The 25,078-nt window shown below is 71.7% G+C and carries 22 protein-coding genes; 4 read left to right on the plus strand and 18 right to left on the minus strand.

Annotated features, from left to right (window positions below; translation table 11 throughout):
• Positions 1-46: 46 nt before the first annotated feature.
• From ABD286_RS15230 to ABD286_RS15270, 9 genes are read right to left on the minus strand one after another with little or no spacing between them, the layout of a single operon-like run.
• Positions 47-1,036, minus strand: coding sequence for an endonuclease/exonuclease/phosphatase family protein (locus ABD286_RS15230; protein WP_344194993.1), 990 nt, complete (start codon positions 1,034-1,036; stop codon positions 47-49).
• On the minus strand, positions 1,036-1,407 hold the full coding sequence (locus tag ABD286_RS15235; RefSeq protein ID WP_344194995.1) for a response regulator: 372 nt from the start codon (positions 1,405-1,407) through the stop codon (positions 1,036-1,038). The genes ABD286_RS15230 and ABD286_RS15235 overlap by 1 nt, the downstream gene beginning before the upstream one ends.
• Positions 1,404-1,778 carry an STAS domain-containing protein gene (locus tag ABD286_RS15240; protein ID WP_344194997.1) on the minus strand — a complete coding sequence of 125 codons (375 nt, stop codon included), beginning with the start codon at positions 1,776-1,778 and terminating at the stop codon, positions 1,404-1,406. The genes ABD286_RS15235 and ABD286_RS15240 overlap by 4 nt, the downstream gene beginning before the upstream one ends.
• Positions 1,775-2,200 carry an ATP-binding protein gene (locus ABD286_RS15245; protein ID WP_344194999.1) on the minus strand — a complete coding sequence of 142 codons (426 nt, stop codon included), beginning with the start codon at positions 2,198-2,200 and terminating at the stop codon, positions 1,775-1,777. Before ABD286_RS15245 ends, ABD286_RS15240 begins: the two co-directional genes overlap by 4 nt.
• Positions 2,197-3,603 (minus strand): PP2C family protein-serine/threonine phosphatase, encoded by a 1,407-nt coding sequence (locus ABD286_RS15250; protein WP_344195001.1) that lies wholly within the window; start codon positions 3,601-3,603, stop codon positions 2,197-2,199. The genes ABD286_RS15245 and ABD286_RS15250 overlap by 4 nt, the downstream gene beginning before the upstream one ends.
• Positions 3,600-3,923: an STAS domain-containing protein gene (locus tag ABD286_RS15255; RefSeq protein ID WP_344195003.1), complete on the minus strand. Its 324-nt coding sequence runs from the start codon at positions 3,921-3,923 to the stop codon at positions 3,600-3,602. The genes ABD286_RS15250 and ABD286_RS15255 overlap by 4 nt, the downstream gene beginning before the upstream one ends.
• Positions 3,920-4,798, minus strand: coding sequence for a dolichyl-phosphate beta-glucosyltransferase (locus ABD286_RS15260; RefSeq protein WP_344195005.1), 879 nt, complete (start codon positions 4,796-4,798; stop codon positions 3,920-3,922). Before ABD286_RS15260 ends, ABD286_RS15255 begins: the two co-directional genes overlap by 4 nt.
• Positions 4,795-6,150, minus strand: a complete 1,356-nt coding sequence (locus ABD286_RS15265; protein WP_344195007.1) for an oligosaccharide flippase family protein — start codon at positions 6,148-6,150, stop codon at positions 4,795-4,797. Before ABD286_RS15265 ends, ABD286_RS15260 begins: the two co-directional genes overlap by 4 nt.
• A complete protein-coding gene (locus tag ABD286_RS15270) occupies positions 6,147-7,370 on the minus strand; it encodes a glycosyltransferase (RefSeq protein ID WP_344195009.1) in 1,224 nt (407 codons plus the stop codon). The genes ABD286_RS15265 and ABD286_RS15270 overlap by 4 nt, the downstream gene beginning before the upstream one ends.
• Positions 7,371-7,617: 247 nt before the next feature.
• Here ABD286_RS15270 and ABD286_RS15275 point away from each other — a divergent pair, with 247 nt between their 5' ends.
• Positions 7,618-11,007, plus strand: coding sequence for a hypothetical protein (locus ABD286_RS15275; protein ID WP_344195011.1), 3,390 nt, complete (start codon positions 7,618-7,620; stop codon positions 11,005-11,007).
• Positions 11,004-12,176, plus strand: a complete 1,173-nt coding sequence (locus ABD286_RS15280) for a polysaccharide pyruvyl transferase family protein (protein WP_344195013.1) — start codon at positions 11,004-11,006, stop codon at positions 12,174-12,176. Before ABD286_RS15275 ends, ABD286_RS15280 begins: the two co-directional genes overlap by 4 nt.
• A 9-nt stretch (positions 12,177-12,185) precedes the next feature.
• Here ABD286_RS15280 and ABD286_RS15285 read toward each other — a convergent pair whose 3' ends face one another.
• On the minus strand, positions 12,186-12,545 hold the full coding sequence (locus tag ABD286_RS15285) for an Hpt domain-containing protein (protein WP_344195015.1): 360 nt from the start codon (positions 12,543-12,545) through the stop codon (positions 12,186-12,188).
• Positions 12,546-12,631: 86 nt separating this feature from the next.
• Positions 12,632-13,015 (minus strand): phosphomannose isomerase type II C-terminal cupin domain, encoded by a 384-nt coding sequence (locus tag ABD286_RS15290; RefSeq protein WP_344195017.1) that lies wholly within the window; start codon positions 13,013-13,015, stop codon positions 12,632-12,634.
• A gap of 163 nt (positions 13,016-13,178) precedes the next feature.
• On the opposite strand from ABD286_RS15290, the gene ABD286_RS15295 reads away from it, so the two are divergent.
• Positions 13,179-13,802 carry a putative pterin-binding protein gene (locus ABD286_RS15295; RefSeq protein ID WP_344195019.1) on the plus strand — a complete coding sequence of 208 codons (624 nt, stop codon included), beginning with the start codon at positions 13,179-13,181 and terminating at the stop codon, positions 13,800-13,802.
• 2 nt (positions 13,803-13,804) lie between these two features.
• Entirely contained in the window at positions 13,805-16,063 is a 2,259-nt protein-coding gene (locus ABD286_RS15300) for an ATP-binding protein (protein ID WP_344195021.1), read from the plus strand.
• 38 nt (positions 16,064-16,101) lie between these two features.
• Here ABD286_RS15300 and ABD286_RS15305 read toward each other — a convergent pair whose 3' ends face one another.
• The 7 genes from ABD286_RS15305 to ABD286_RS15335 form a co-directional block, all read right to left on the minus strand.
• A complete protein-coding gene (locus ABD286_RS15305; RefSeq protein WP_344195023.1) occupies positions 16,102-16,638 on the minus strand; it encodes an NUDIX hydrolase family protein in 537 nt (178 codons plus the stop codon).
• Between the two features lie 140 nt (positions 16,639-16,778).
• On the minus strand, positions 16,779-18,134 hold the full coding sequence (locus tag ABD286_RS15310; protein WP_344195025.1) for an FAD-binding oxidoreductase: 1,356 nt from the start codon (positions 18,132-18,134) through the stop codon (positions 16,779-16,781).
• Positions 18,131-18,976, minus strand: a complete 846-nt coding sequence (locus ABD286_RS15315; protein ID WP_344195027.1) for an ECF transporter S component — start codon at positions 18,974-18,976, stop codon at positions 18,131-18,133. Before ABD286_RS15315 ends, ABD286_RS15310 begins: the two co-directional genes overlap by 4 nt.
• The gene (locus tag ABD286_RS15320) at positions 18,973-20,706 is read right to left on the minus strand and encodes an ABC transporter ATP-binding protein (protein WP_344195029.1); all 1,734 of its coding nucleotides are present in this window, start codon (positions 20,704-20,706) and stop codon (positions 18,973-18,975) included. Before ABD286_RS15320 ends, ABD286_RS15315 begins: the two co-directional genes overlap by 4 nt.
• On the minus strand, positions 20,703-21,797 hold the full coding sequence (locus ABD286_RS15325) for an energy-coupling factor transporter transmembrane component T (RefSeq protein ID WP_344195031.1): 1,095 nt from the start codon (positions 21,795-21,797) through the stop codon (positions 20,703-20,705). Before ABD286_RS15325 ends, ABD286_RS15320 begins: the two co-directional genes overlap by 4 nt.
• A gap of 3 nt (positions 21,798-21,800) precedes the next feature.
• Complete coding sequence (locus ABD286_RS15330) at positions 21,801-22,775, minus strand: hypothetical protein (RefSeq protein ID WP_344195033.1); 975 nt, start codon at positions 22,773-22,775, stop codon at positions 21,801-21,803.
• Positions 22,775-24,493, minus strand: coding sequence for a hypothetical protein (locus ABD286_RS15335; RefSeq protein WP_344195035.1), 1,719 nt, complete (start codon positions 24,491-24,493; stop codon positions 22,775-22,777). Before ABD286_RS15335 ends, ABD286_RS15330 begins: the two co-directional genes overlap by 1 nt.
• Positions 24,494-25,078: the final 585 nt, after the last annotated feature.

A 25,078-nucleotide genomic window follows, 5' to 3' on the forward strand; every position in this document is an offset into this window, starting at 1 on the left:
GGCGCGGAGCCAGACGGGCTCGAGCACATCGGAGGCCGTCGGCCGGTCACCCGACCGGGGCGGCCCGGGAAGGCACGCCGAGGTCGACCACCACCCGACGGTGGTCGCTGCCCACGCTCGGCTGGTCGGTGATCGCCGCCACGCTGATGCCACCGGCGACCAGGACGTGGTCCAGCCGCATCATCGGGGGGACGGGGCCGTCCCACTGGGGCCAGGTGGCTCCGAGTCCTCGGCCCGCGACCACGAAGGCGTCCCGGACGTCGCCGTCCACCAGCTCCGCGAGCGGGGCGTGGTCGAGCGTCGCGTTGAAGTCGCCCGCCAGGATGATCGGGAGCGGGCTGTCGGAGAGCACCCGACGCAGGCCGGGAAACTGCGTGGCCCACAGGCGCGCGTCGGCCCGGGTGAGCGGGGCCACGGTGTGGACGTTGACGACCCGCACGTCACCGGCCGGCGTCCGCAGGTCCGTCATGAGCATCGGTGGACCCCCGACGTCCACCGGACGGGTCTCGACGATGGGGAACCGCGAGAAGGTCGCCGAACCGTGGAACAGGGGCCGCGGGTCCGTGACACGGTAGGGGTAGGCCGACCACAGCGTCGAGGACCTGAGCGCAGCCAGGCCCTGCGACGTCACCTCCTGCAGGACGACGACGTCCGCGTCCTGGGCCGCGATGTCGTTGCCGAGCCGTCGCAGGTCAGGGTTGGAGTAGAGGACGTTGGCCGAGACCAGACGCAGCGGCAGGTCCCCGTCGGGAACCTGTCGAGGCCCTTGAAGGCTGACCGCGCCGGCGACCAGGGCCAGGTGGACGGCGGCGAGGCCGGTGGCCACGAGCGCCAGAGCGGTCCTGCGTTTCCAGAGCGCGATGCCGGCCACGGGGTACGCCGCGAGGAGGGCCCATGCGGCAACTCCCTGGGCGCCGACGAGCACCGGTACCGAGGGCGCGCGCCACAGCTGTGTGGCGGCCACGACACCCATGCCACCGGTGGTGGCCCAGCCGAGCAGGTGCGCCGCGGTGCCGGTCCGGTCGACCCGCGACATCAGGCGGTCGGTGCGGGGAACAGCTGCTCCAACGCCGCGTCGAGAGCCTGGGAGCTCACCGGCTTCGTGAGGTGCGCGCCCCACCGGACCGTCAGGTCCTCGGGGAGGGATGGGTGCTCGATCATGCCCGTGACGAGCACGAACGCAGGTGCAGCAGCAGCGACATCGGCGGCGGCGAGGACGTCGAGGCCGGTTCCCGAGGGCAGGTGGAAGTCGCACACCACGACGTCGTAGGGAGCCTGGCCGAGGCAGGTCACCGCCGCAGGGACGTCGGCCGCCTGCTCGACGGCCCACCCACGGCCCTTGAGCATGTGGCAGAGGACCAGGCGGGAGACGGGGTCGTCGTCGACGACCAGCGCGACCCGGCTCACGGGGAGCCGCTCTCGTCGCGCGTGTCGACCATGGCGAAGATCTCGTCGAACTGCGTCAGGCGGAAGACCCGCATCGCCTCCTCCGACCGAGGCCGGACCAGGGTCACCGTGCCGCCCCGCAGGACGCGGTCGCGACGGGCCCTGGCGAGGGCGGCGAGGCCGGCGCTGTCGACGAAGGCCACCTCCGACAGGTCGATCACGAGGTGGTCGACCTGGGCGACCGGGGCCGCTGCAAGGACCTCGCGCAGGCGAACCGCCTCCACGGCGTCGAGGCGCCCGCCCAGGGTGATCACGGAGTGGTCGGCACGCCCGGATTCCACGTCGATGTGGAGCAGGTGGTCCGTCGGCAGGGAGGTGTCGTGGTCGGTCATGGGTGTTCTCCGAGGTTGATGGTCAGCTCGAGCACGTTGGTGGACTCCACGCGACGCAGGGACAGGTCGCTCACCAGCGAGCGGATGATCTTCACGCCGTACCCGCGCTCCTGGAGCACGGCCCGCGGTGGCTCCTGCACTTCGGAGGGGTGGAACTCCTTTCCCCTGTCGCGGACCGTCAGGACCAGCCGGTCTGCGCTGAGGACGAGTTCCACCTCGATGCCTTCGCCCGCGGGGAGCTGGGCGTGGTCGACGACGTTCATGCACGCCTCGTGGAGCGCGAGCTCGGCGCGCGGGAGGAGGGCGGCTGCGACCTGCTCATCAGGCAGCTGTTCGATCGCGTCGCGCAGCCAGCCACCCAGGTCCCGCAGCGCCAGGGCACTCGCTTCGAGCCGCAGGTGGGAGTGCGTGATCACGGTCACCGGGTTGCCTCCGCGCTCGCCACGACGACGAGGGTCGCGTCGTCGGAGGCGGCGGTCCCGGAGGCGAAGTCGGCCAAGGTGGCGAAGACCTCGGCGCCGATCCCGGCCGGGGTGAGGCGGCTGGAGGATCGGCACAGCTCGTCGAACCTGTCGTAGCCGAACAGCTCGGAGTCCGGACCGGCCTGCTCGACCAGGCCGTCGGTGCCCACCACCAGGCGGTCGGACACGCCGAGGGTGACGCTGCAGACCTCGGGGACGCGTCCCCGCAGCACCCCGAGGGGCGGTACGGACGAGCGCACCGGAGCTGCGTACCCGTCACGGACCAGCACGACGGGCGAGTGCCCGGCGTTGACCATCGACACCGTGCGGCTGCTCTCTTCGACCGCCCCCACGACGAGGGTGATGAACAGGCCGGCGTCGTCGAGGTGGGCGTAGAGCTCGTCCTCGATCCGCGCGAACACGTCGGGGACGGACGGGCTCGGATGGCCGAGGAAGGCCACCCGACAGGCGGCGACCGCTCGGGTCATGAGCATGGCGGCCGGTAGCCCCTTGCCGGCGACGTCCCCGACAGCGAACCAGAGGACACCGTCGGCGCGTCCGAAGACGAAGAAGTCGCCCCCGGTGAGGCTGGCCGGGACCGTCCGCGCGAAGAGGTCCACGGCGGGTGAACGGGGAGGGTCGACGGTGATGGCGGACTGGGCGAGGGCAGAGGCGAGCTGGTGCTCCCGCTCGACGACGGCCTGCTCCAGCTCGCGTCGGTGGAGCTGGGCCAGGGCGAGCCGGACACCGAGCGCAGCGCTGATAGCCTCCACCAACGGGAGGTCGGTCGTGGAGAAGGGGCGGGCGGCGGGACGGAAGAACGCGATGTGGCGCCGGCCGCCGTCGTCGGGGTCGAGGTTGCCGACGATGGCCCGGTCCCCGGCCGTGGTGACCAGCGCGCCGCGCGGGGACGCCGCGATGACCTCACGCACGATCTCGATGTGCCCGTCGACGTCGGTCACGACCCCCCGGGACGCCAAGACTGCTCCTGCGTCGAAGAGGAGGATCTGCGAGGCGCCGGTCAGGGCCAGGGCCTGGTCGAGCAGCACGTCGAGGAAGCCGTCGCTGCCGACCCTGCGGACGTTCACCTGCGCCAGCGCCTTCACCGCGAGCAGCCGGTCCTGGCTCGCGATGAGTGCCTCCGCCAAGGCCGCCTGCGTGCTGTCGAGCTCGGCGATCGTGGCCCGGATCAGTGCTGCTGCCGCGTGCACGGCGGCAGCATCGCCCGCCGCTACGAGGCTGCGATGGAGGTCGTCAGCCGCGCCCAGCGCCGCGGACTCGAGGAGGTCGATCGCTGCCTGCGGCGAGCGGACGTCTCCAGCCGCAAGGACGTCCGGCCGTGTCTCGAGACCATGTGCGCTCACGGCGACTCCGGGGGTGCGTCCGAGATGGTGAACACCTCGGCGAGGTCCGTGATCTCGAGGATGACGCGCACGGGGTCCGACAGGTGGTCGATCACCACCTCACCGCCGAGCGCCTGGGCCGCCTTCTGGAGGCGGACGAGCTCGGCGAGGGCGGTCGAGTCCACGAACGCCACCTGGGAGAGGTCCAGGTGCACGCGGTTGGTCTCCGAGGTCAGCAGCGGGTGCACGGCGCTCCGGAACCCGGGCGCCTCGTGGGCGTCGAAACGGCCGACGAGCTGGACGGCGCAGCGGGAGTGCTCGATCTCGGTGTGGATGATCATGGCGTCGTCCCCTTGTCGATGAGTGGCGCGGTGAGGGCCAGGGCAGGGCTCTCGATCGTGGCTCTCTTGGGCTGGGCAGTGGTCGCACGCAGCCGGGGCTGACGGTACCGCCCGCGCAGATCGAGCAGCCGGATGCGCATCAGGTCGCGCAGGAACTGCAGGCTCACCCTGGCGGCGTCGACGGTCGAGCCCGGCGCGTCGATCCACTCCACGGGGACCTCGGCGGTGCGGTACCCGAGCTTGTGGGCGAGGTACAGCACCTCGAGGTCGAAGCTGAAACCGTCGACCAGCTGCATCCCGAACAGCCGCTGCGCCGCGTCGGCGGTGAAGAGCTTGAAGCCGCACTGCGTGTCGGCGACGTCGATGCCGTACAGGCGCGAGACCGCCTCGTGCAGGCCGCGGCTGAGGATGCGCCGGGTCAGGCTCTTGCCGCTGACCGCTGCTCCCTCCGCGGCTCGGGACCCGATGACCACGTCGTACCCCTCGTCGACGAGCGCCGCGAGGCGGTCGAACTGCTCGATGGGGGTGGACTGGTCGGCGTCCGCGAAGAGGACGAGCCGGCCACGGGCGGCCAGCATCCCTCGCCGGACCGCGTCTCCCTTGCCCGTGTTGGCCGGTGCCACGAGCAGCCGCAGGTTGGCGAACCGGAGGTCGCGGACGAGTGACACGGTGGCGTCGGTCGAACCGTCGTCGGAGATGATCAGCTCCCACGGCTGGTTGCGGGCACTCATGTGAGTGGCCACCGCACCGATCGTGGGGAGGATGCGCCACTCCTCGTTGTAGGCGGGGATGACGACGGACACCTCGGGCGGGCCGTCCAGGGGACGGGTCACCCATGAACGGTAGGCGCGGTAGGCGGACGAGCCCTCGGTCATGGCAGAACCTCTCGGGGGGTGGGGTTGGACGGCCAGGAGCGACCGGCGACCGCGAGCGTGCCGAGCACGAGGATCAGGGTCGCCATGGCCACGTACTGCACGGTGATGAGCTCGGTGAGGTCGGCGTGCCACCGCAGGAGCAGGACGAGCTGCAGGCCCGAGGCTCCGAGCAGGAGCCACGACTCCAGCACCCGCGACTGGGACAGGCGGAAGCTGGCGACGAGGTTGCCGACGGCGAACAGGGTGGTCATCCCCGCGTAGGCGGCAAGAGCACCGGAGAGGTGGCCGTAGGTCGGTCCCAGGACGACAGCGAGCACGGGTCCGCCGAGAAGCAGTGCCCCCACGGAGCACGCGCAGCCGATGGCCACCACAGCGAGCAGGCCGCCGCGCAGCACCGTCGTGGAGTCGCCGCCGGAGGCGTGGCGACGGGCTACGACCGGGAAGACCACCGTGGCCACCGACCACGCGAGGAAGAAGACCGCCCGTCCCACGAGGGCGACCGCCGCGTAGATGCCGGCCTCCGAGGGCTCGAGGAAGGCCTTCGCGACGAAGATGTCGCTGTTGTTGGCGACGATCTGACCCACGAGCAGCACCGACACCAGGGCTGCGTAGGAGCGCACCTCGTGCCCCGGGATCCCGGAGCCGGTCCGCTCGTGGTGGGAGCGGCCGGCGATGGTGACGGCGGCGCAGGTGACGACGAAGGAGACGGACAGGGCTGTCGTGGCGCCTGCCACACCCATCCCGGAGGAGACCAGCAGCACCCCGAGACCCACTCTCGTGAGCATCTCGATGACGAAGGAGACGGCCAGGGCCGGGAACATCAGTCGGGCCTGCATGACCCCGCGGCCGACCGCCTGGACCAGCCAGAAGGGCACACCCACGGCAAGGATGACGAACGGCCAGGCGGAGGCGGTCTGGAAGACGGTGGACCAGAACGGGGCCGCGCCGGCCAGCACGGCGGCGGTGAGGACACCGGCGACCAGCGCGATGCGCCGCAGGCGGCGGGCGAGCCGGTCGGAGTCGCCGGCGAAGCCCAGCTGGTCGGTGCGGGCGACGAACCGCGCCGCCACGAGCTGCAGGCACAGGGCGATGGACGTCAGCGTGAACAGGAAGGTCACCATGAGGTTGGCGTCCGAGAACTCTGCGGGTGTGAGGACGCGGCCGAGGTAGAGGTTGAGGACGTAGTTGCCGACGTTGGCGACGAGCATCGCGACCGCGAGCAGCGACCCACCGCGCAGCAGCCCGCGAGCCCCGGTGGCCCCGGTGGCCCCGGTGGCCCCAGCGGCTTGGGTGGCGGGGGTGGCTGCGCTGGTCGTGGTGGTCCTGACTTCGGTCGCCCGGACGGTGTTCACCGTGATGCCGATCTCTCGAGGAGCCGGTCGATGTGGGCGACGTGCCACTGTACGACCTCGGACATGGGGATCCCGGTCGCCGCAGCGAAGTTGCGTCGACCGATCGCTTCCTGCCTGGCCGGGTCGTCGAGGACCTCGGCGATCGCATCGGCCAGGCTCACCACGTCACCGGGCTCGAAGTAGACGCCCTGGAAGCCTTCTTCCTCGATGATGTCGACCAGGTCGCCGATCCGGGGCAGCACGGCGGCCCGGCCGTACTCGCCGGCCTGGTGCAGGACACCCGAGCTGCCCGTCGTCGAGGTGTACGGGAAGGCGACGACGGACGAGCCGAGGAACAGCGGTGCGACGTCGGCCTCGGCGATGTAGCCGGGGAAGGAGAGGTGCGGCACGTCGGCATACCGCTGCGCAGCGTCGGCCATGTATCCGGCGGAGTTGGGGCTGTCGGTCCCGGCGAGCACCAGACCGATGTCGTCGTAGCCGCGGGCCAGGAGCACGCGGTAGGCCTCGACGAGCATGTCGACCGTCTTGTAGGTGCCCCACTTCCCGAAGGCCATGATGGTGCGGCGCCCGGGGGGCACGGTGAACGAGGGCAGGGCGGTCTCCTCGAAGCTGCCATGAGGCGCGAGGATGGCGTTCGTGGCTCCGTAGCTGGACCTGAGGAACTCGACGTAGCGGGGGATGGTCAGCGCCACGAGGTCGGCACGCAGCAGCGCCCGGGTCAACAGCCGCCCGGCAGCCGTCATCAACCGGGCCGTCAGCGCCGACCCCGCGAAGCCCGCGTCCTTCATGTCCACGTTGTCCGCGAGGTTGTGCAGGATCAGCAGGGTCGGTACGCGACGAAGCCGCAGCAGGGCAGGGACGAGCAGGCCGAGCGCCCCCGGGACACGGCGGTCGCCGAACGAGGCGAACTGGAGGTTGAGGATGACGGCGTCAGGACTGGTCCTGGCCACCTCCTTCGGGATGGAGCGCAGCGTCGCCCAGGAGTTGAACCGCCAGCACGGACGGAACGTCACCTTGTCCATCGGGTCCGGGTCGCCGGAGTCCGTCACGTCCGAGTAGACGACCACGTCGTCGACCTCGTCGAGGCGGGACAGGTGCCGGACGAGGTGGTACCCGAACTCGTTGAGGCTGTTGCGCCCCGGGGGAAAGGCCGAGATGACGCCGATGCGCAGCCCGGTACGCGTGGCTCCACCGGTCTTGGCGGTGAGCAGCTCAGTCACAGTGGTGTCCTCGGCTTGGAAGGGCGATGTCCTTTCAAGGTAGGGAGCCATCCTCAAGACCAGCGCAAGTTCACCTCAGGTCCTCCTTTTGCCCGAGGAGGAGGTCGTGTTAACAGATCGCCCCAAAGGGCATTGAAAGCAAACGAACCCGTCCGCGGAGAGGGCGCCGTACAGTCGAGCCATCTTCAGGCCCGGGTCGAAGACGCATCGGCCGGTGTCTTCGACGACGAGGGAAGGGGAGGGGCGCGTGCCACCACGTCGTCGCCGCGCCGCCCGCGCCGGGCTCTCGGGCGCGACCCGTGAGACCACGGTGGCCCCCAGCTCGCCGACACCTCGCCCCGTCGGGGTGACCCGCCTCTCCCACCGCAAGATCGCCCTGATCGCCGGCCTGGCCTACTACGTCGGGGCGCTGGTGGTCTTCAGGGACGTCCTCACGGCCATCCCCTCCGTCCTGCGGGGGGACGCGGTCATCGCGGGCGACGAGCTCGTCCCGTTCTTCAACTGGCACAGCCAGCTCCTCGACCAGGCCGCGGGGCAGTTCAACGAGCTGGTGCACGGCTACGAGTTCCGGGTGCGGTACGCCTTCCTGACCACTTGGCTGCGGTACTACCCGGTGCTGCCCTTCGCGATCCTGGTCGTGATCCCCAGCCTGTTCTGGATCGCCTACCTCACCGTCGCCCGGTTCATGGACAAGGTGTTCACCTCGCTGTCGACCGAGGCGATCTACCTCGCCACCTTCTTCCCTGTCGGACTGATCTACCTGGTGATGGTCTACTCGAAGATCACCCACTTCTACACGCTCGTGCTCGGTCTGGTGCTGATGATGATCTCGGCGCTGTGGATGCTCTACGCCCTGCTCTTCGCCGGCCGCACGTGGAAGCGCTACGCCGTGATCGCCTGCGTCGCCACCCTGTTCAACCCGGCGATCCACTACCTCATCCTCTTCAGCCTGTTCCACGCGCTGACCGTCGTCACCCTGCTGCTGGGAGAGGTGGGGCACTGGCTGCGGCGCGGCGGTCCCCTGCGCCTGCGGAGGCTGCCCGGTCGCGTGCGTCGTCTGGTGACCCACCGCGGGAGGGTGCGCCGACTGCGTGCGTGGTGGGGGCGGTGGACGGTGACGACGACGGGGAGGGTGGTCCTCGCCTCGGTGCTGTACGCCTGCGTGACGCTGGTGCCCTACGCCCTGTTCGTGAAGTTCGTCGCGCTCGCCGGGGTCACAAACCTCAGCGACACCGTGCCCGGTGACTTCTACTTCATCCAGGACGCCTCCGTCTCGTGGCTCCACGAGCTGTCCTGGGACCTGGCCGGCATCACCGACAAGATCCTCTTCGGCGACTACCTGGCCAAGGTGCCCCGCTACCCGAACGCCCTGTACACGGTGCTGCTCTTCGTCCCCCTCGCGGTACCACCGGTCCGCCGCCGCCTCTTCAGCACGCGCGCGCACCGCCAGCTCTTGGGAGTGCTGTACGTGGCGATCGGCTTCGCGATGTGGGCGACCATCGGGTACGGCGAGCCGCTGTGGTTCCCGACGTTCCACCGCACCCTGGCCGGGGTCGCGATCGCGGCGAACAGCAGCCACTCGCCCTTCGGTGACCTGCTCGTCACGGCAGCCGGCACCGTCGTGCAGATCCTGCGGTTCCCGCACCGCTTCCAGCTCATCCTGTTCATGCTCGCACCGCTCGTCATGTCCCTGACCGTCGCCTACCTGATCGACACGGTGAGCGGGCGCTGGTTGCACGTGGCTGCCCCGCGCAAGCGGCGCCCCGCAGGTCCCCGACGACAGACGGCCGTGCGGCCGAGCGGGACGGGTCGGCTGGCCGCTCGACGGAGGCGGCCGGCAGCGAGCGCTGCGACCGTGATGGCCCGCAGCGAGCTGCTCGTCAAGCTCCTGGCGACGGTCTGCGTGGGCTCGGTGTTCTTCACCCCCTTCTGGTCCAACGCGCCATACCGCTCCGTCTTCGCCTCGGGGAACATGGCCGGTTTCCTCGCGCCCTTCCCCCTGGACGACCTGCGCGACCTCAAGCACACCCTGAACGGCCTGCCGCAGGGCAAGACCGTGGTGCTCCCGCCGACGGAGACGGCCAAGCTCGTCGCCGACAGCAACGGCGTCGACCACAAGTTCATCGACAAGTTCTTCATCTACTACCTCGACAAGCCGAGCTACTACTACGGGCTGACCGGGGACGTGAAGAACAAGTTCGACTTCTTCCTGATCCTGAGGGGCCTCTACTACAAGCAGGACTGGTGGATCAACGTCGCTCGCGACATCAACGTCAGGTACATCGTCGTCAACCGCCGGATCCACTCCAACGGTGGCATCGGGGCGGAGTACCTCCCCGACGTCGAGAGCTTCGTCGAGCCCGGCCTGGCCAGGCTCAAGGACGACGTCGCGCTGCGCTTCCAGAACTCCAGCTACGCGCTGTACGAGATCACCGACCAGCCGAAGGCGGACCGTCCGACGCTCCTGGTGGACTCGAGCTGGCAGTCCTACCTCGACCTGGTCTTCAGCCGGCGCAACCTCAGCCGGTGCTACACCTTCGCCTTCACCCCCTACTTCGACCCGGCGGACCTCCCCGACGGTGCTCCCATCGAGCTGCTCACCGACGACGTCCCGACCTCCGCGCTGGACCTGTACCTGCTGCGGCACCCGGAGGCGATCTCGGGTCCCGACACGCGGATGTTCGCGTTCAACCCTGACGTCGTCGCCTCCAACTACTACCTGTCACCGATGTTCCGGTCCTTCCTGCTGTTCTCCAACACCAAGTGGAACCGGACCGGGATGATCACACCGGGGGTCTTCGGGACCCTGCGCGGCTCGTTCATCGGCCTGCCACGCGCCACCAGCATCAGCGTCCCCGTCACCATCCCCGCCGCCGGTCGGTACCGCGTCCTGATGCGGACGGCGAACACGGCCAACACCCTGCACGTCACCTCACCGTCCCTGTCCTACGACCGGCGGCTCGAGCTGCGTTCCCCCGCAGACAACGTCAAGCTCTTTCCCGCCGCGTCGGTCTACGACGCCGACCGCACCGCCGCGGACACGACACGCATGTCGGTCGCGGAGCTGGAGCGCGCCATCCCCGACGAGCTCGTGCCGGTCAACTCCGGGTACAGCTTCCAGGACCTCGGGGTCGTCGACGCGACGGCCGGCACCCACACCTTCGCCATCGACAAGACCGACACCAATCCCATGCTCTTCGAGGGGATGATGGTGGTGCCCGAGGACGTCTACAGCGGCCTCGCCCTCCCGGAGGGCGTCACCGCGATCACGGACCCGAACACGCTGGAGTGCGCGGAGCGGACCATGGGTGGCGGCGTGGACGGAGGGTACGTCGACCCGGCCGCCAACCCCGAGCACGCGAACCTCACCCAGGACGAGCTGCTCAACCTGGCCGCGGCCGACGTCAACGACCTCGAACCACCCAAGGGTGGCGCCGTCGGGTCCAGCCTGGTGGGGGTCGGACTCACCTTCCTGCTGCTGCTGGCGAGTGGCCTGGTCGTGCGCTGGAGGGCGCGGCTGCTGCCCGACGGCCCCGATCCCGACACCGAACCCGACCCGGATGCCGAACCTGACCCGGACGCCGAACCCGACACCCCGCCCGATCCCACGGGACCGAACAAGGAGCACGACGCATGAGCACGCAAGGACGAGACATCGTGTTCCTCGGAACACATGGGCAGTACAACATCGGGGACGAGCTGCTGCTCGACACCTTCCTCACCCAGCTGGGACCGCAGCACCGGTACGTCGTGAACAGCTACGACCCGCAGTTCACGCGGGAGCAGCTGGCAGGACGCTTCGAGGTCGAGGTGATCGACACGGCCAAGGACCGCCGTGCCCTGCTGGGAGCGCTGCGCCGCTGCGACCTGCTGGTCTTCGGGGGCGGCTCGATCATCAAGGAGCTGTATGCGTCGACGGGCCGCAACCGGTACGCGACGCTGCTGATGATCCTGGCGATCGTGACCTTCACCCGCCGCGTCGTGCGCAAGCCGATCGCGATGCTCAACGTGGGCGTCGGGCCGCTACGCAGTCCTCGCGGCCTCCGGCTCGCTAAGCTGATCCTGTCCCAGGTCGACCTGCTCACCGTCCGCGACGAGCGGTCGGTGGCCACGTGCCGGTCGATCGGGGTGCCGGCCGTGGCCGCGACGGACGCGGTGTTCTCGGTCGATCGAGAGTTCCTGCTCGGAGCCGGCCAACCGCCGACGGAGCAACTGACGCCGGACGACGAGACAGGTGAGGACCCGCGTAGGGTGCGGGTGGCGCTCAACCTGAACTACGACATCGAGAACCCGGACAGCTGGGAGCAGTTCCAGGCGCGGCTGGCCACCTGCTTGGAGCAGCTCGACGGGCAGTGCCCCATCGAGGTCCACGCCCTGCCCATGCAGGCGGGCTTCAAGGAGAACGACGACGTCAAGGTCATCGATGCGTTCATGGCACGCCTGCCCTCGGTGCCGTTCGTGCGCCACGACCTGACGTCGCACCGGGACGCGGCTCGACTGCTCGCGAGCTGCGACATCGTGGTCAGCGAACGCCTGCACGCCATCGTCATGGCTGCCATCCTCGGTGTTCCGTCACTCGTGCTCGCCTACGACGTCAAGGTCCGCGAGCTCGCGAAGATGCTGGGGGTGGAGCCGTGGTGCGTCGACATCAACCAGTCCATCGACGTCGATGACGTCCGTGAGCGGCTGGTCCGCCTGATCGCCCAACGGACAGCGGTGGGCGGGCAGGTCGAGAGCCGCAGCGCCGAGCTGCGCGAGCAGGCGCGCGCCAACTTCGACGACGCCCGCCGGTGGGCGTCGCGCTGACCGACGCCCTCACGTCCGACCGGCGCTCCACCGGGTGAGGGCTTCCTGAGCCACCTGCGCCCGCAGGGTGACGTCGTCGGCAGCGGCGCGCACGTCTGCGCCCCCGTCGTCGCGCGCCAGCTGCTCCAGACGGGCGCAGCTCTGCGACAGGTCGTGGAGCCCGAGCTGGGCGCTGGCCGACTTCAGGCTGTGCGCCGCGCGACCCATCTCCTCGCGGGAGTGCAGGGCGTCGGCCGACATGGCGGCGAGCCGTTCCGGCAGGCACTCGAGGTACACCGCGACCACCTCGAGGACGATGTCCTCCCCACCGAGCTGGTCGGCCATGGCCGCCAGGGCGGCGTCCGGCCACTGAGGGTCGTCCTCGTCCATCGCCCACCTCGTCGTCGCGTGAAGAGTCGCACGCATCCTACGGTCGGCGACCACCGTCCACGCCGTGTCGCCGACCATCACGGTGATCAGGCTCGGCCGTAGGCGTCGTCGAGACGCTCGATGTCGTCCTCGTCGAAGCGGTCGAGGACCACCTCCAGGACCCTGACCTCACCGTGGCTCGACGACATCCGGTGCACCTCGCCCAGCGGCACATGCACGACCTCGCCCACCTGAGCCACCCAGGACCGGTCACCGACGAGGACCTCGAGGCCCGGGTCCAGGACCAGCCACGTCTCGGCGCGGTGCTCGTGGCGCTGCAGGCTCAGCCGACCTCCGGGGGCGACCGTGATGAGCTTGACGCTGGCCGGCTCGTTGAGGGCCAGGATGGTGAACGATCCCCACGGCCTGGGCTCGGTGACGGGGACCGCGAGCCGGCTGCGAGAGGGGGATTCGGTGGCGAAGGTGGTCATGGCGCTTTCCTCTGGTCGGTGGAACGGAACAGGTCCCACCGTGACCTGCCTCGTTCTCGACCAGTTCCGGCCCACATCAAGGTTGGCGCAAGATCCGATCGCCTTGAGCCGGTCTTGAGGTGGCGCTGACGTGGGGCAGACCTGGCTCCGCCACAGTGCTGGCATGACCACTTCTCCTGTGCGCCGTCGCGTGGCGGGCGCCCTCATGACCTGCGGTGTCCTCACCCTCGCGCTGGGGGGCTGCACCTCGGAAGCGCCGACGGCCGGGCCGGCGACAACGGCACGGTCGACCGGTGCGCAGGTCGGCAATGCTTCATACACCGTCGTCTCCCAACCCACCCTGAAGCCCGGCGACCCTGCCCCTGCCCCCACGGGCAAGGTCGTGCTCACCCTCACCGGCGACTTCGCGCAGGGGCCGGAGGTCGAGCTGGACCTCGCGGGTCTGGAACGGCTGGGGACGGTCGAGTACTCGGTCCTCGACAAGCAGGCGGAGGGGCGCAGGGCCACCTTCCGCGGTGTCCTGGTCAGCACCCTGCTGCAGTGGTTGGGGGCCGAGGACGCGACCACCATGCATGCCGTCGCGCTCAACGACTACGCGGTGGACATCCCGGTGTCCGACACCGCCAAGTTCCCCGTGCTCCTCGCCACCTCCGTCGACGGTGAGCGGATGTCGGTGGAGCGGTACGGCCCCACCCGCTTCGTCTACCCCACCGACGGGGTCGGCCTGGACCCGACGGTCTACGACCCCCGCTGGATCTGGCAGCTGAAGTCCATCGAGGTCGAGTAGCCATGGGGTCCTGGTGGCGGGTCGCGGCGGGGCGGCGGCGGGTGTTCTTCGCCCTGGTCGTCCCCGCCGTGCTGGCCGTGGTCGCGACGGTCGTGCTGGGTGCCCTGACGGCCAGCTCGGCCCGCGCCCTGAGTGACAACGTCAAGGTGACCCAGGACCTCGTCGACGGCAACGTCCGCACCCTGAGCCAGGTCCAGCGTGAGCTCCTGCGCCTGCAGGCGTCGCTCGATCCGACCGCCACCGATGCCGATCGCATCGAGCTCTCCCGCGCCCTTGCGACACAACGGATCCAGGAAGGGACGCTGGACTACCAGGGCCGGACCCTCGGTGACTCCGACCTCCTGGCGCGCTCGCGCGGGCTCGCTGCCGTGTGGAGCAGGGAGTTGGACCCGCAGGTCCGCGCCATCGTGGCCGATCCCGGCACCTTGACGCCGCAGAGCGCCTCCACCCTGCGAGCCGAGGTCATGGCCCTCGAGCTTCGCTACAACCAGCTGGTCTCCGACGCCGAGATCCTGCGCAAGCGGGACGCGGCTGCCGCCAACGCCGCCACGCGTGACCTGGTCCGGGACACGCGCCTGCTGCTCGGCGGGCTCGGGTTCACCCTCGTCGCGCTGGTCGTGCTGGTTGCCGGCATGATCTGGTTCCTCAACAGCGCACGCAGCGCGCAGCTCGCGCAGACGGCACGCCTGCACGACGCCCGGGCGCTGCTCCAGCGCCACTCGGTCGCGGTCCAGACGACCGACAACCTCGTCGTCATCACCGACGAGCTGGGCCGGATCGAGTGGGTGAACGACGCCTTCACGCGCCGCACCGGGTACGACCTCGCCGACGTGGTGGGCTCGGCACCAGGCAGCCTGCTCCAGGGGCCCGACACCGACCCCGCCACGGTGGCCTTCATGCGCGATCGGCTCGCCGCGCTCCACCCCTTCACGTGCGAGGTCCTCAACTACTCGCGGACGGGAGAGCCCTACTGGGTGGCGCTCGAGGTCCGCCCCATCCTCGAGGAGACGGGACACGTGACCGGTTTCGTGGCCGTCCAGTCCGACGTCACCAAGCGCCGACTCACCGAGGACGCCCTGCGCGCGGCCAAGGAGACGGCGGAGGAGACCGCCCGCGCCAAGGAGCAGTTCCTCGCGAACATGAGCCACGAGATCCGCACGCCCCTCAACGCCGTGCTGGGTCTCACCGAGCTCCTGCTCGACACCGACATGGGTGAGGAGCAGCGGCTCTACGTCACCACGGCGTACCAGAGCGGTGTCCACCTGCTGGCGCTGGTCAACGACATCCTGGACTTCAGCGCCCTCGAGAGCGGCCGGCTCGAGCTCGAGTCGACCGCGGCCGACGTCCGCGCGGTCATCGCCCAGGTGTTCGCCATGCTCACCCCCATCGCCGACCGGGCGGGCCTCGCCCTGACCTGGGAAGCGGACGGTGTGCCCAGCTCGGTCCTCACCGACGTGGTGCGGTTGCGGCAGCTGCTCATCAACCTCGTCGGGAACGGGCTCAAGTTCACCCCGCACGGGTCTGTCTCGGTCCGCGCGAGCTTCCGTCCCGACCCCTCACGCCTGGCGATAGGGGACCAGAGGGCGGGGGACCTCGTCCTGGAGGTGGCCGACACCGGTGTGGGCATCCCCGCCGACCGCCTGGACCGGATCTTCGGGGCCTTCACCCAGGGCGATGCCTCCACCACCCGTACGCACGGAGGGACCGGGCTGGGGCTGGCGATCTGTCGACGGATCGCCCAGCGGCTCGGTGGTGACATCGCTGTGGTGTCCACGCCCGGTACCGGTTCCACCTTCACGGTCACCGTGCCGGTGACCGCCTCGGACGCCGTGGCCGGCACCGAGGTCGAGACCCGTGACGGGACGGCGGCTGAGGGGGGCGGGCAGCTCGGACTTGCGGTGCTCCTCGCCGAGGACGACCGCGTCAACCAGATGGTGGCCACGAGGATGCTTCGGCGACTGGGGATCGAGGTCGACGTGGCCGCCGACGGAGTGGAGGCCCTGGAGGCTGCGGCCGCGAAGGACTACGACGTCATCCTCATGGACGTCAACATGCCCAACCTCGACGGGCTCTCTGCGACGCGTCAGCTGCGTCAACGCACCGGGCACCAGCCGCGGGTTGTCGCACTGACGGCCAACGCTGCCGAGGGCGACCGGGACAAGGTGATGGCAGCCGGCATGGACGAGTACCTCAGCAAGCCCTACACCCTGCACGACCTGCGGCAGGTGCTCTCGCAGATGCAGGCCTCGCCTGTCGGCTGACCTAGGGTCGGACCGGGTTGGCCGGTCTGCGAGGTCGGTCAGACGGCGTGGCCGAGGTGGCCCATCGCCTGGCGCAGCAGCACCCCGTGGCCGTTGTCCATGTCGGCGAGCAGGCCGGGATCCATGGCCTCCTGCGGAGTGAGCCAGGCCAGGTCGAGCGCGTCCTGCTGGGGCTGGCAGTCACCCGCCACCGGCACGACGAACGCCAGCGACACCGCGTGCTGGCGGGGGTCGTGGAACGGCGTGACGCCCGGGGTGGGGAAGTACTCCGCGACGGTGAACGGCTGCGGGCTCGCCGGGATCTGCGGCAGCGCCATCGGGCCGAGGTCCTTCTCGAGGTGCCGGACGAGGGCGTCGCGGACCCGCTCGTGGTAGAGCACCCGGCCCGACACGAGCTCGCGGTTGATCTCGCCGTCGGAGGCGCGCAGCAGCAGGCCGACCGCCGTGAGGACACCGCGGTCGTCGACCCGGACCGGGACGGCGTCGACGTAGAGGATCGGCAGCCGCCCACGGGCGGCATCGAGCTCCTCGCGGGACAGCCAGGACTCATTGCGGTCGAGTTCGAGGGGGCTCATGCCTCGTTTCTACCAGCCGGGTCCGGGCGCCGCCGGGACAGCCCCGGCCGTGGACCGGCCGTGGACCGGCCGGGCCCCGTGCCGAGCGGGTCGGCCGTGGCAGAGCCGGGGCCAGGAGCCGGGGCCAGGAGCCGGCCGCGTCAGGACCAGTACACGCGTCCGGGGTTGAGGATCCCGCGCGGGTCGAACAGCGCCTTGACCGCCCGCTGCCGCTCGATCGACGCCGCGCCGACCTCGTCGGGCAGCCAGCGCGCCTTGAGCGAGCCCACGCCGTGCTCCCCGGTGATCGTGCCGCCCATGCCGAGCGCCACCTTCACCAGCTCGCCGAACGCCTCCTCCGCCCGGTGGCGACTGTCGTCGTCGCCGGCGTCGTAGAAGAAGGACGGGTGCAGGTTGCCGTCGCCACCGTGGCCCGACATCGTGATCTCGACCCCGGTGCGGGCCGAGATCTCGTGGCCGGCCGTGATGAGGTCGGTGAGCTGGCGGACCGGGACGCACACGTCCTCGATGAAGTGGGTGCCCTTGGCGACGAGCGCGTGGTGCAGGGCCCGTCGACCGGCGAGCAGGGCCTCGCTCTCCTGCGCGTCGTCGGCGACGGCGACCTCGGTCGCGCCCGCCTCCTCGAGCAGCGCGGCATACCGCTGGACGTCCTCCGCGGTGTGTCCGGGACGGTCGGCCTGGACGATGAGCACCGCCGCGCACCCGGTGGGGAAGCCGTAGTCGGCGATGGCCTGGACCGCGGCGAGGGTGGGCTCGTCGAGCAGCTCGAGCAGGCTCGGGCGGTGGCGCTCGCGGCGCAGGGCCACGATCGCGTCGCTGGCGGCGGACAGGCTGTCGAAGGTCGCGAGGGCAGTCAGCGCAGGGTCGGGTGCGGGGACGAGCTTGGTCACCACCTCGGTGACCACCCCGAGCGTGCCCTCCGACCCGACGAACAGACCCGTGAGGTCCAGCCCTGCGACACCCTTGGCCGTGCGGTGGCCGGTGCGGATGACCTCACCGCCGGCGAGCACCACCTCGAGCCCGCGCACGTAGTCGGCGGTGACGCCGTACTTCACGCAGCACAGGCCACCGGCGTTGGTGGCGACGTTGCCCCCGATGCTGCAGAACGCGGACGAGGCCGGGTCGGGCGGGTAGAACAGGCCCTCGGCGGCTGCGGCGGCCTTGAGGTCGGCGTTGATGACCCCGGGCTGCACGACCGCGATGCCCTCGACCGCGTCGAGCTCGGTGATCGTCGTGAGTCCTTCGAGGGACAGCACGATGCCGCCGTCCAGGGCCACCGACCCACCGGCGAGCCCGCTGCGCGCGCCCTGCGGGACCACGGGGGTCCCCGTGGCCTGCGCGTGGGCCAGCACGTCCACGACGTCCCCGAGGTCACGGGCGCGCACCACCTCGTAGCGGTCCGGCGCGAGCGCGCCGACCGACTCGTCGATGCCGTACGTCGCCTTGACGTCGGGGTCGGTGACGGCACGGGATGACAGCGATTCGGGCAAAGTCACCCAGACAGGGTATGCCGCGTGGCCGGCTCGGGCGCGGTGGCAGCCGGTGCGTCGAAGGTGCCCTCGGCGTCGAAGGCGGCCCGGCGGGAGGCCCGACGGAGGGTGCCGAGCACGGCGCGCCCGGTCACGACGATGAGCACGACGTTCGTGACGGCCCGGCCCAGGTCCCACCACGCCGAGGTGGCGAGGGAGAAGAGCCCGAAGCGCCGCAGGTTCTCCCAGGCGGGGTCACCCGCGACGAACGACAGGTCACCACCCAGGCCGGTGGCGAAGGGCCAGAACGAGAAGTTGAGGGCGAGGCCGTAGAGCAGGCCGGCCACGGCGCCATACGCCGCCAGCAGGGCCAGCTCCCAGCGTGGGGGCACCCGGGGGAGCAGGCCAGCACCGAGGCCGACCCAGGCGGCACCCACCATCTGGTAGGGCAGCCACGGGCCCACGCCACCGGTCACCAGCGCAGAGGCGAACAACGTCGTCGACCCCAGCACGAAGCCGAACCCCGGCCCGAAGACCCGGCCGCCGAGGACGAGCAGGAAGAACACCGTCTCCAGGCCTGCGGTGCCGGCGCCGAGGGGGCGCAGGGCCGCCCCGACGGCAGACAGGACGCCGAGCATGGCGATGGCCTTGACGTCGAGGCCACCCTCGCTGATCTCGAACAGCACCACGGCCAGCAGCAGCGGCAGGAGCAGTGCGAAGACGAGGGGGGCGTCGGCGTTCTGGCCCAGGCGCGAGTCGGCGGTGGCGAACAGCGGCCAGAGGAACGCGAGCAGACCGGCGACCGAGACGAGGACGAGGGCTGCGGTCGAGCGCGGTCGCAGGGCGACGGCGTTGCGCCGGGAGGTCATCGCGGGCCCCCTGCGACGGCGGGCAGGTCACGGACCGCCCGGCGGACGGCGTCGACGGTGAGCAGCCGGGTGGGGGCGAGCACCTTGACGACCTGTGGGGCGAAGGCGGGGGAGTCGCACAGGACGTCGGCGGCTGGGCCGTCGGCCACGACCCGCCCCTGGGCGAGCACGACGACCCGGTCGGCCACTCCGGCTGCGAACTCCACGTCGTGGGTCGCGACGAGCACCGTGCCCCCAGCGGCCGCCAGGTCGCGGAGCAACGTCGTCAGCCCGGCCTTGGCGGGGTAGTCCAGCCCGCGGGTGGGCTCGTCGAGCAGCAGCGTCGCCGGTGCAGCCGTCAGCTGGATCGCCACGACGAGCGCGAGCCGCTGCCCCTCGGACAGGTCGCGCGGGTGGGTGCTGCCGTCGATGCCGGGGGCGAGCCGGTCGAGGTGGCCCTGTGCGGTGCCCGGGGCGGCGTGCGCCTCGGTGTCGGCCTGGTGGCACTCGGCGTCCACGGTCGGGAGGTAGAGCAGGTCGGCGGCGCTCTGCGGCACGAGCCCGATGTGCCGTCGGCGGGACCGCGGGGACTCCGAGGCTGGGTCGACCGTGGTGCCTGCCGCGGATCGCACGGCGACGTCGCCGCCGTCGCGGGGGGCGGACCCGTGCAGGGCCCACAGCAGGGACGACTTGCCGGAGCCGTTGCGCCCCATGAGCGCCACGACCTCGCCCTCCCGCAGCGACAGGTCGACGCCGTCGACGGCGTCCAGGTCCCCGTGCCGCACGGTGACACCGGTGCCGGTGAGGACGACCTCCCCGTCGACCTCGTACCCGCCGTTCCGCTCATGGCGGCCTTCGCGGGGGTCGTCAGCGGAACTGGGGGTACGAAGTCGGCCGGAGGGGCGGAGCGCGGCGGGGGAGGAGAGGGTGGCGAGGTCGGTCCGAAGGCCGGTGGCGGCCCGGCGGGCCTCGCGGACGGTGAGCGGCAGCGGCGTCCAGCCGGCCCACCGGCCGAGGTGGACGACCGGCGGAGCGAGCACCGAGTGCTCCATGAGCTCGGGCGGGGCGCCGTGCGTGACGGTGCCGTCGTCGGCCACGACCACGAGCCGGTCAGCGAGGCCGACGATCCGCTCGAGGCGGTGCTCGGACACCAGCACGGTGAGGCCGAGGTCGTGCACGAGGCGCGACAGGGTGGCCAGCACCTCCTCCGCGCCGGTCGGGTCCAGGGCCGAGGTGGGTTCGTCGAGCACGAGCACCCTCGGGTCGGCGGTGAGCACGGAGCCGATGGCGACCCGCTGCTGCTGGCCGCCGGACAGGTCGCGCAGGGGAGCGTCGCGCAGGTCGGCGATCCCGAGGAGGTCGAGCACCTCCTCGACGCGGCGACGCATGGCGGAGGGCTGCACGCCGAGCTGCTCCAGCGTGTACGCGAGCTCCTCCTCGACGGTGTCGGTGACGAACCCGGCGAGCGGGTCCTGGCTCACCACGCCCACGACGGCTGCGAGGTCACGGGGCCGGTGGGTGCGGGTGTCGAGCCCCGCGACCGTGACCCGTCCGGAGAGGTGGCCCCCGGTGAAGTGGGGGACGGTGCCGTTGACGGTGCCGAGCAGGGTCGACTTGCCCGCGCCGGTGCGACCGACGACGACGGCGAGCTCGCCCTCCTCGACCACGACGCAGGCGTCACGCAGGGCGGGACGCTCGCGGTCGGCATACGTGACGCTCACGTGGTCGAGGACCACGACGGGGGCGCTCATCGGCGACTTCCGCGTCGGGGCGGCTCGGGGGCCGCTACGGCCGGCAGGGCGGCGAGCAGCAGACCCACCACGGCGAGCAGGGGCAGGGCCGGGGGCGCGAGGGGCTCCAGCGGCAGGACGAAGGCGGTGGGCTCGAGCCGGGCTGCGACGACGACCAGGACCGCTGCTGCGACCCCGGAACCGGCGACGAGCCACTCGGGGAGGGTCCACGGGTCGGGGCGGTACGAGGTCCGCTCCACGGCCGCTCCACCGACCTTCAGCCCGGCGACGCACAGCAGCAGGCCGACCGCGAGCATCGGGAGACCCACGACCGCGGGAGCGGTGGCGTCGAGCACGCCGTAGGTGCCGACCGCGGCACCGAGCAGGCCGGTCAGGGTCAGGGCGCCGGTCAGGTGACGGGTGCGGGCGGACTGGACAGGGCGTCGGCCGTACCCGCGCGAGTCCATCGCCGACGCCAGCAGCAGCGATCGGTCGAGGGTGTCCTGGAGCACCGGCAGCGCGACCCGGCCCACGGACCGCAGGCCGGAGCCGCCCTCGCCGCGCAGGACCCGCGCGCGGCGGACCCGCTGGACGCTCTCGGCCAGCTGCGGCGCCACGGTGACGGAGATGACGACCGCCGTCCCGATCTCGTGCAGGGCGCTGGGGAGCGCGCGCAGCAGCCGCTTGGGGTTGGCAAGGGCGTTGGCGGCACCGATGCACGCGATGAGCGAGGCGAGCCGCAGGCCCTCGACGGCTGCCGCCAGCACCCCCTCGAGGTAGACCGGGCCCAGGATCGTGATGCCCGGCAGGTCGATGCTCGGCAGCGAGTAGAGCCGGGTCGTCCCGAACTTGAACCCCACCAGCAGGTGGAGCGCCACGCGCAGGACGACGATCGAGGCGCCGAGGACGAGGTAGAGCCGGAAGGCGCGCGCCCACGGCGAGCTGCCCCTGCGCGCGGAGACGACCAGCGCCGCGATGCTCACGGCGAGCAGCAGGAGCAGCGGGTTCGTGGTCCGTGAGCACGCCACGGCCAGCCCGATCGCCCACACCCACCAAGCCACCGGGTGCAGGTGGCGGGGGAGGGGGCTACGGACCGGTCGTGGCGCGGACATGGCTCAGCCGTGCGTGCGGCGGCGGTGGGTGAGGTATGCCGCCGAGGCACCGACGACACCGATGAGCCCGATCCCTGCGGCGAGGGTGGTGGGCGAACCGGAGTCCGGCGTCGTCGCGGCCTGCGCGGCGGTGTCGGGTGCCGACTGCTCGGTGCCACCCGTGGTCGCCGTGCCGGACGTCGCGGTGGAAGCGGTGCTGTCGGGCGCCGTCGCGGTCCCGGTGCTGCGCGGGGTCGACGGAGCCGGCTTGCCCGCAGCCTTGGTGGTGGCGGGGGATCCGGACGTCGTCGCGCCCGACGACGGCTTCGCGGTGGTGCCGGACCCGGAGGACGGTGCCGTGGCGTTCGCCGAGGTGCCCGCCGAGGTGCTGCGGGGGGTGCTCGTCGCGCGGGGCTTCGTGGAGGAGGTCGCGCGCGGAGTGCTCGATGCGCTCGGCCTGGTGCTCGGCTTCGGGGTGGAGGATGAGCTCGGCTTCGGTGCGCTGGCTGCGGCCGGCGGAGCGGTGTCGGGCTTGCCGCCCGAACCGAACGCGAACCCGATGACCGTGCCCGGCGCCGGGTTGTAGCTCGCGACCCCCGACTGGCTGTAGGTCCAGGAGCCGCCACGGGGTGCGTGGAAGAACGCCCAGTAGGCGCTCGCCGGCGGCATCTGGATGCACGGGTCGCTTGCCGGCGTGCCGTTGATCCGGCAGACGACGGTGCCCGGGTAGCGCTGCGGCGACACGACCGTGGCGACGGCCTTGAGCGCGCTCATGGCCGACGACGGGTCGCCCGCCGCGCACGACGTGGTGGAGGACGACCCGTAGTCGATGACGACGGTGACCCCGGTGGTGCCGGAGCAGGCCGCCGCCTGGGCGGCCCCACCCGGGAGGGCGAGGCCGCCGGCGGCGACGAGGGCTGCGGCAGCCACGAGCCGACCGAGGTGGCGGGTGGCGTGACGCGCAGGGCTGCGGGTGACGTGGCTGGCGACGTGGCGCATCAGGCGTGGACGCCCTTGCGACGAGCCAGGACCAGCGCGGCGGCGCCGGCGAGGAGCAGCAGGAGCCCGGTGATGACGAAGGCGCTGACGTCCGCACCGGTGAAGGCCAGCGAACCCGGGGTGGACGACGCGGGGTCGTCCGAGCCGTTCGCCCCGTCGGACCCGGCGCCCGTGCCTCCGGACCCGGCGGTCGCGGAACCGGTGTCCAGCGGACCCGAGGTCGTCGAGGAGGACGACATCGAGGTGGCCGTCGAGGTGGTCGACGTCGTGCTGGTGGGGCTCGTGGTCGTCGAGGTCGTCGGCGCCGCGCAGGTCAGGTCGGGCGCCGTGGCGTCCGCACCGGTGCCGGACACGGCATACAGCGGGGTGCCGGCGAGGGCGAGCAGCGCCTGGCTGGTCGCGCGGCGGTCCTGGTCCTGGACCGTCGCCCCCTTGACCGCGGCCGCGGTGAACGCGGTGGCGTCGTAGGCGATTCCACCGCGGAAGGCGGTGGGGTAGGTGCAGCCGTACTGGAGGGCGCGCAGGTAGCCCTGGGCGGCGCGGGCCTGGGCCGAACGGCCACCGGCGAGGAACGCCTGGCCGGCGAGGCCGGTCGAGTTGGCGTTGTGGGCCGCGGTCGGACCGGCGCCACCGACGCCGCCGTCGGCGCCCTGGATGCCGGCGAGGTAGTCCAGGCCCTGCCCGGCGTCGGAGTCACCGGCACCACCCGCGGCCAGGAGCGCCTGGACCGCGAAGGCGGTGACGTCGGGGTCGCTGGTGCAGGGGCTCGCGTCGAAGCTCAGGCTGAAGCCGCCGTCGGTGCACTGGTTGTCGCGGATGATCTCGACCGCGGCCGGGGAGACCGTCTCGCCGGCGCGGCGCAGGGCCATCACGGCGAGCGACTGCCCGATGAGGTTGGAGTAGTCGGTGTAGGCGGTCTTGTCGCTGAAGCGCCCGTTCGGCTGCTCCAGCCCCTCCAGGGAGGAGACGAGGTCGACCCCGCCGAAGGCGGTCGGGTCGACGCCCTGGGCGACGGCGACGAGGAGCGTCTTCGCGGCGGCGCCGGCGTAGAACTCGGTGTCACCGAAGGCGAAGCCGATGTACTGCCCGACGTTGTCGGCGACGTACTTCGTCGCAGCAGCGGCCTCGGTCTGCCCGGCGCCGGCGGCGTCGAGCGCGAGGACCGCGTCGAGGGTGACGCCGTAGTCGGGGTAGTCGACACCGTCGAAGCTCACCGAGAGGTGGTGGCCGCCCGCCGCGAGCTCACGCTCGAGGAAGCCGGCGCCGACGAGGGCTGGGTCCGTCGAGGTGGCGGGCAGGGCCGACGGGGCCGCGAGGCCGTACCGCGCGGCGTCGCCCCCGGCGACGAGCCCACCGGTGCTGGTCGTGGTCGCGGGGCTCGGTGCAGTGGCGGTCGAGCCGGTCGTGCCGGTCGACGGCGCGGTGGTCGACGGGCTCGTGGTCGAGGGGGCCGTGGACGACGGGCTCGTCGTCGAGGGGGTCGTGGCCGGTGCGGTGGTAGTCGCCCCCGTCGTCGCTGACGACGACGTGGTGGCCGACGGGGCGGAGCTGGTGGCCGAACCGGTCGACGGGCTGGTGGTCGACGCGCTGGTCGTCGTACCGGCCGGACCGGTGGGGGTGGTGGTGCTCGCGGACGCAAGACCCGGCGTCACGAGCGTGGCGGCAACCGCCAGGGCGAGCGCGGCAGCCGGACGGGCGCTGCGGATGGAGTGGTACATGGTGCCTCTCAGTGCGAGCGGTGTCGCGACGGTGGCACCGGTGCACCCGCAGGAAAAGACAGAACCCCCGCTCGTCGCTCTCACGACAAACAGGGGGTGGCCTCGGACCTGGTGGGTGTCCGGGCTCCACCCCGCGTACCTCGACGGATTTGGAGCCGCTTCGCGTTCCAGGCATTCCGGCTCGCCACCCTCGCGGGCGGCCTACGGTTGCGGGTCAGCGCCGGACTTGGACCGGCTTCCCCTGTGGCGCGTCGTGGTGTCACCCGAGGGCGACGGCCCGACTCTACACCCGCGCCGCGGCGGCGCCGGAAACCCGGACGAGCCCCTCGTCCCACCCCGCTAGACTGGTCCCACAGGCATCGACCCGGCCATCACCGGCGAGCCTCCGGAAGAACAGGACCACCCGCCCCGGCGGACGGTCCCCACTAGACCCGGACGGGTGGGCCCGTCATCGCCTGGCACAAGAGCGGTCGTATGCCGCGTGGTCACCCACGCGTCGTGCGGCAAGCGAGGTGGTACCGCGGTGCGGCCGGGACGTCCCGGCGACATCGTCCTCGTGCGACACGCACGAACGATGACGAAGGA

Origin of the sequence: Pedococcus aerophilus (assembly GCF_039532215.1) — a bacterium.
Lineage (GTDB): Bacteria > Actinomycetota > Actinomycetes > Actinomycetales > Dermatophilaceae > Pedococcus > Pedococcus aerophilus.

Excerpts from the sequence above, each read along its gene's own strand:
- ABD286_RS15305 (WP_344195023.1), bottom strand. The coding sequence starts at position 16,638 with ATGAGCCCCCTCGAACTCGACCGCAATGAGTCCTGGCTGTCCCGCGAG.
- ABD286_RS15290 (WP_344195017.1), bottom strand. The coding sequence starts at position 13,015 with ATGACCACCTTCGCCACCGAATCCCCCTCTCGCAGCCGGCTCGCGGTC.
- ABD286_RS15320 (WP_344195029.1), bottom strand. The coding sequence starts at position 20,706 with ATGAGCGCCCCCGTCGTGGTCCTCGACCACGTGAGCGTCACGTATGCC.
- ABD286_RS15230 (WP_344194993.1), bottom strand. The coding sequence starts at position 1,036 with ATGTCGCGGGTCGACCGGACCGGCACCGCGGCGCACCTGCTCGGCTGG.
- ABD286_RS15300 (WP_344195021.1), top strand. The coding sequence starts at position 13,805 with ATGGGGTCCTGGTGGCGGGTCGCGGCGGGGCGGCGGCGGGTGTTCTTC.
- ABD286_RS15335 (WP_344195035.1), bottom strand. The coding sequence starts at position 24,493 with ATGTACCACTCCATCCGCAGCGCCCGTCCGGCTGCCGCGCTCGCCCTG.
- ABD286_RS15260 (WP_344195005.1), bottom strand. The coding sequence starts at position 4,798 with ATGACCGAGGGCTCGTCCGCCTACCGCGCCTACCGTTCATGGGTGACC.
- ABD286_RS15315 (WP_344195027.1), bottom strand. The coding sequence starts at position 18,976 with ATGACCTCCCGGCGCAACGCCGTCGCCCTGCGACCGCGCTCGACCGCA.
- ABD286_RS15330 (WP_344195033.1), bottom strand. The coding sequence starts at position 22,775 with ATGCGCCACGTCGCCAGCCACGTCACCCGCAGCCCTGCGCGTCACGCC.
- ABD286_RS15255 (WP_344195003.1), bottom strand. The coding sequence starts at position 3,923 with ATGATCATCCACACCGAGATCGAGCACTCCCGCTGCGCCGTCCAGCTC.
- ABD286_RS15280 (WP_344195013.1), top strand. The coding sequence starts at position 11,004 with ATGAGCACGCAAGGACGAGACATCGTGTTCCTCGGAACACATGGGCAG.
- ABD286_RS15295 (WP_344195019.1), top strand. The coding sequence starts at position 13,179 with ATGACCACTTCTCCTGTGCGCCGTCGCGTGGCGGGCGCCCTCATGACC.
- ABD286_RS15240 (WP_344194997.1), bottom strand. The coding sequence starts at position 1,778 with ATGACCGACCACGACACCTCCCTGCCGACGGACCACCTGCTCCACATC.
- ABD286_RS15325 (WP_344195031.1), bottom strand. The coding sequence starts at position 21,797 with ATGTCCGCGCCACGACCGGTCCGTAGCCCCCTCCCCCGCCACCTGCAC.
- ABD286_RS15285 (WP_344195015.1), bottom strand. The coding sequence starts at position 12,545 with ATGGACGAGGACGACCCTCAGTGGCCGGACGCCGCCCTGGCGGCCATG.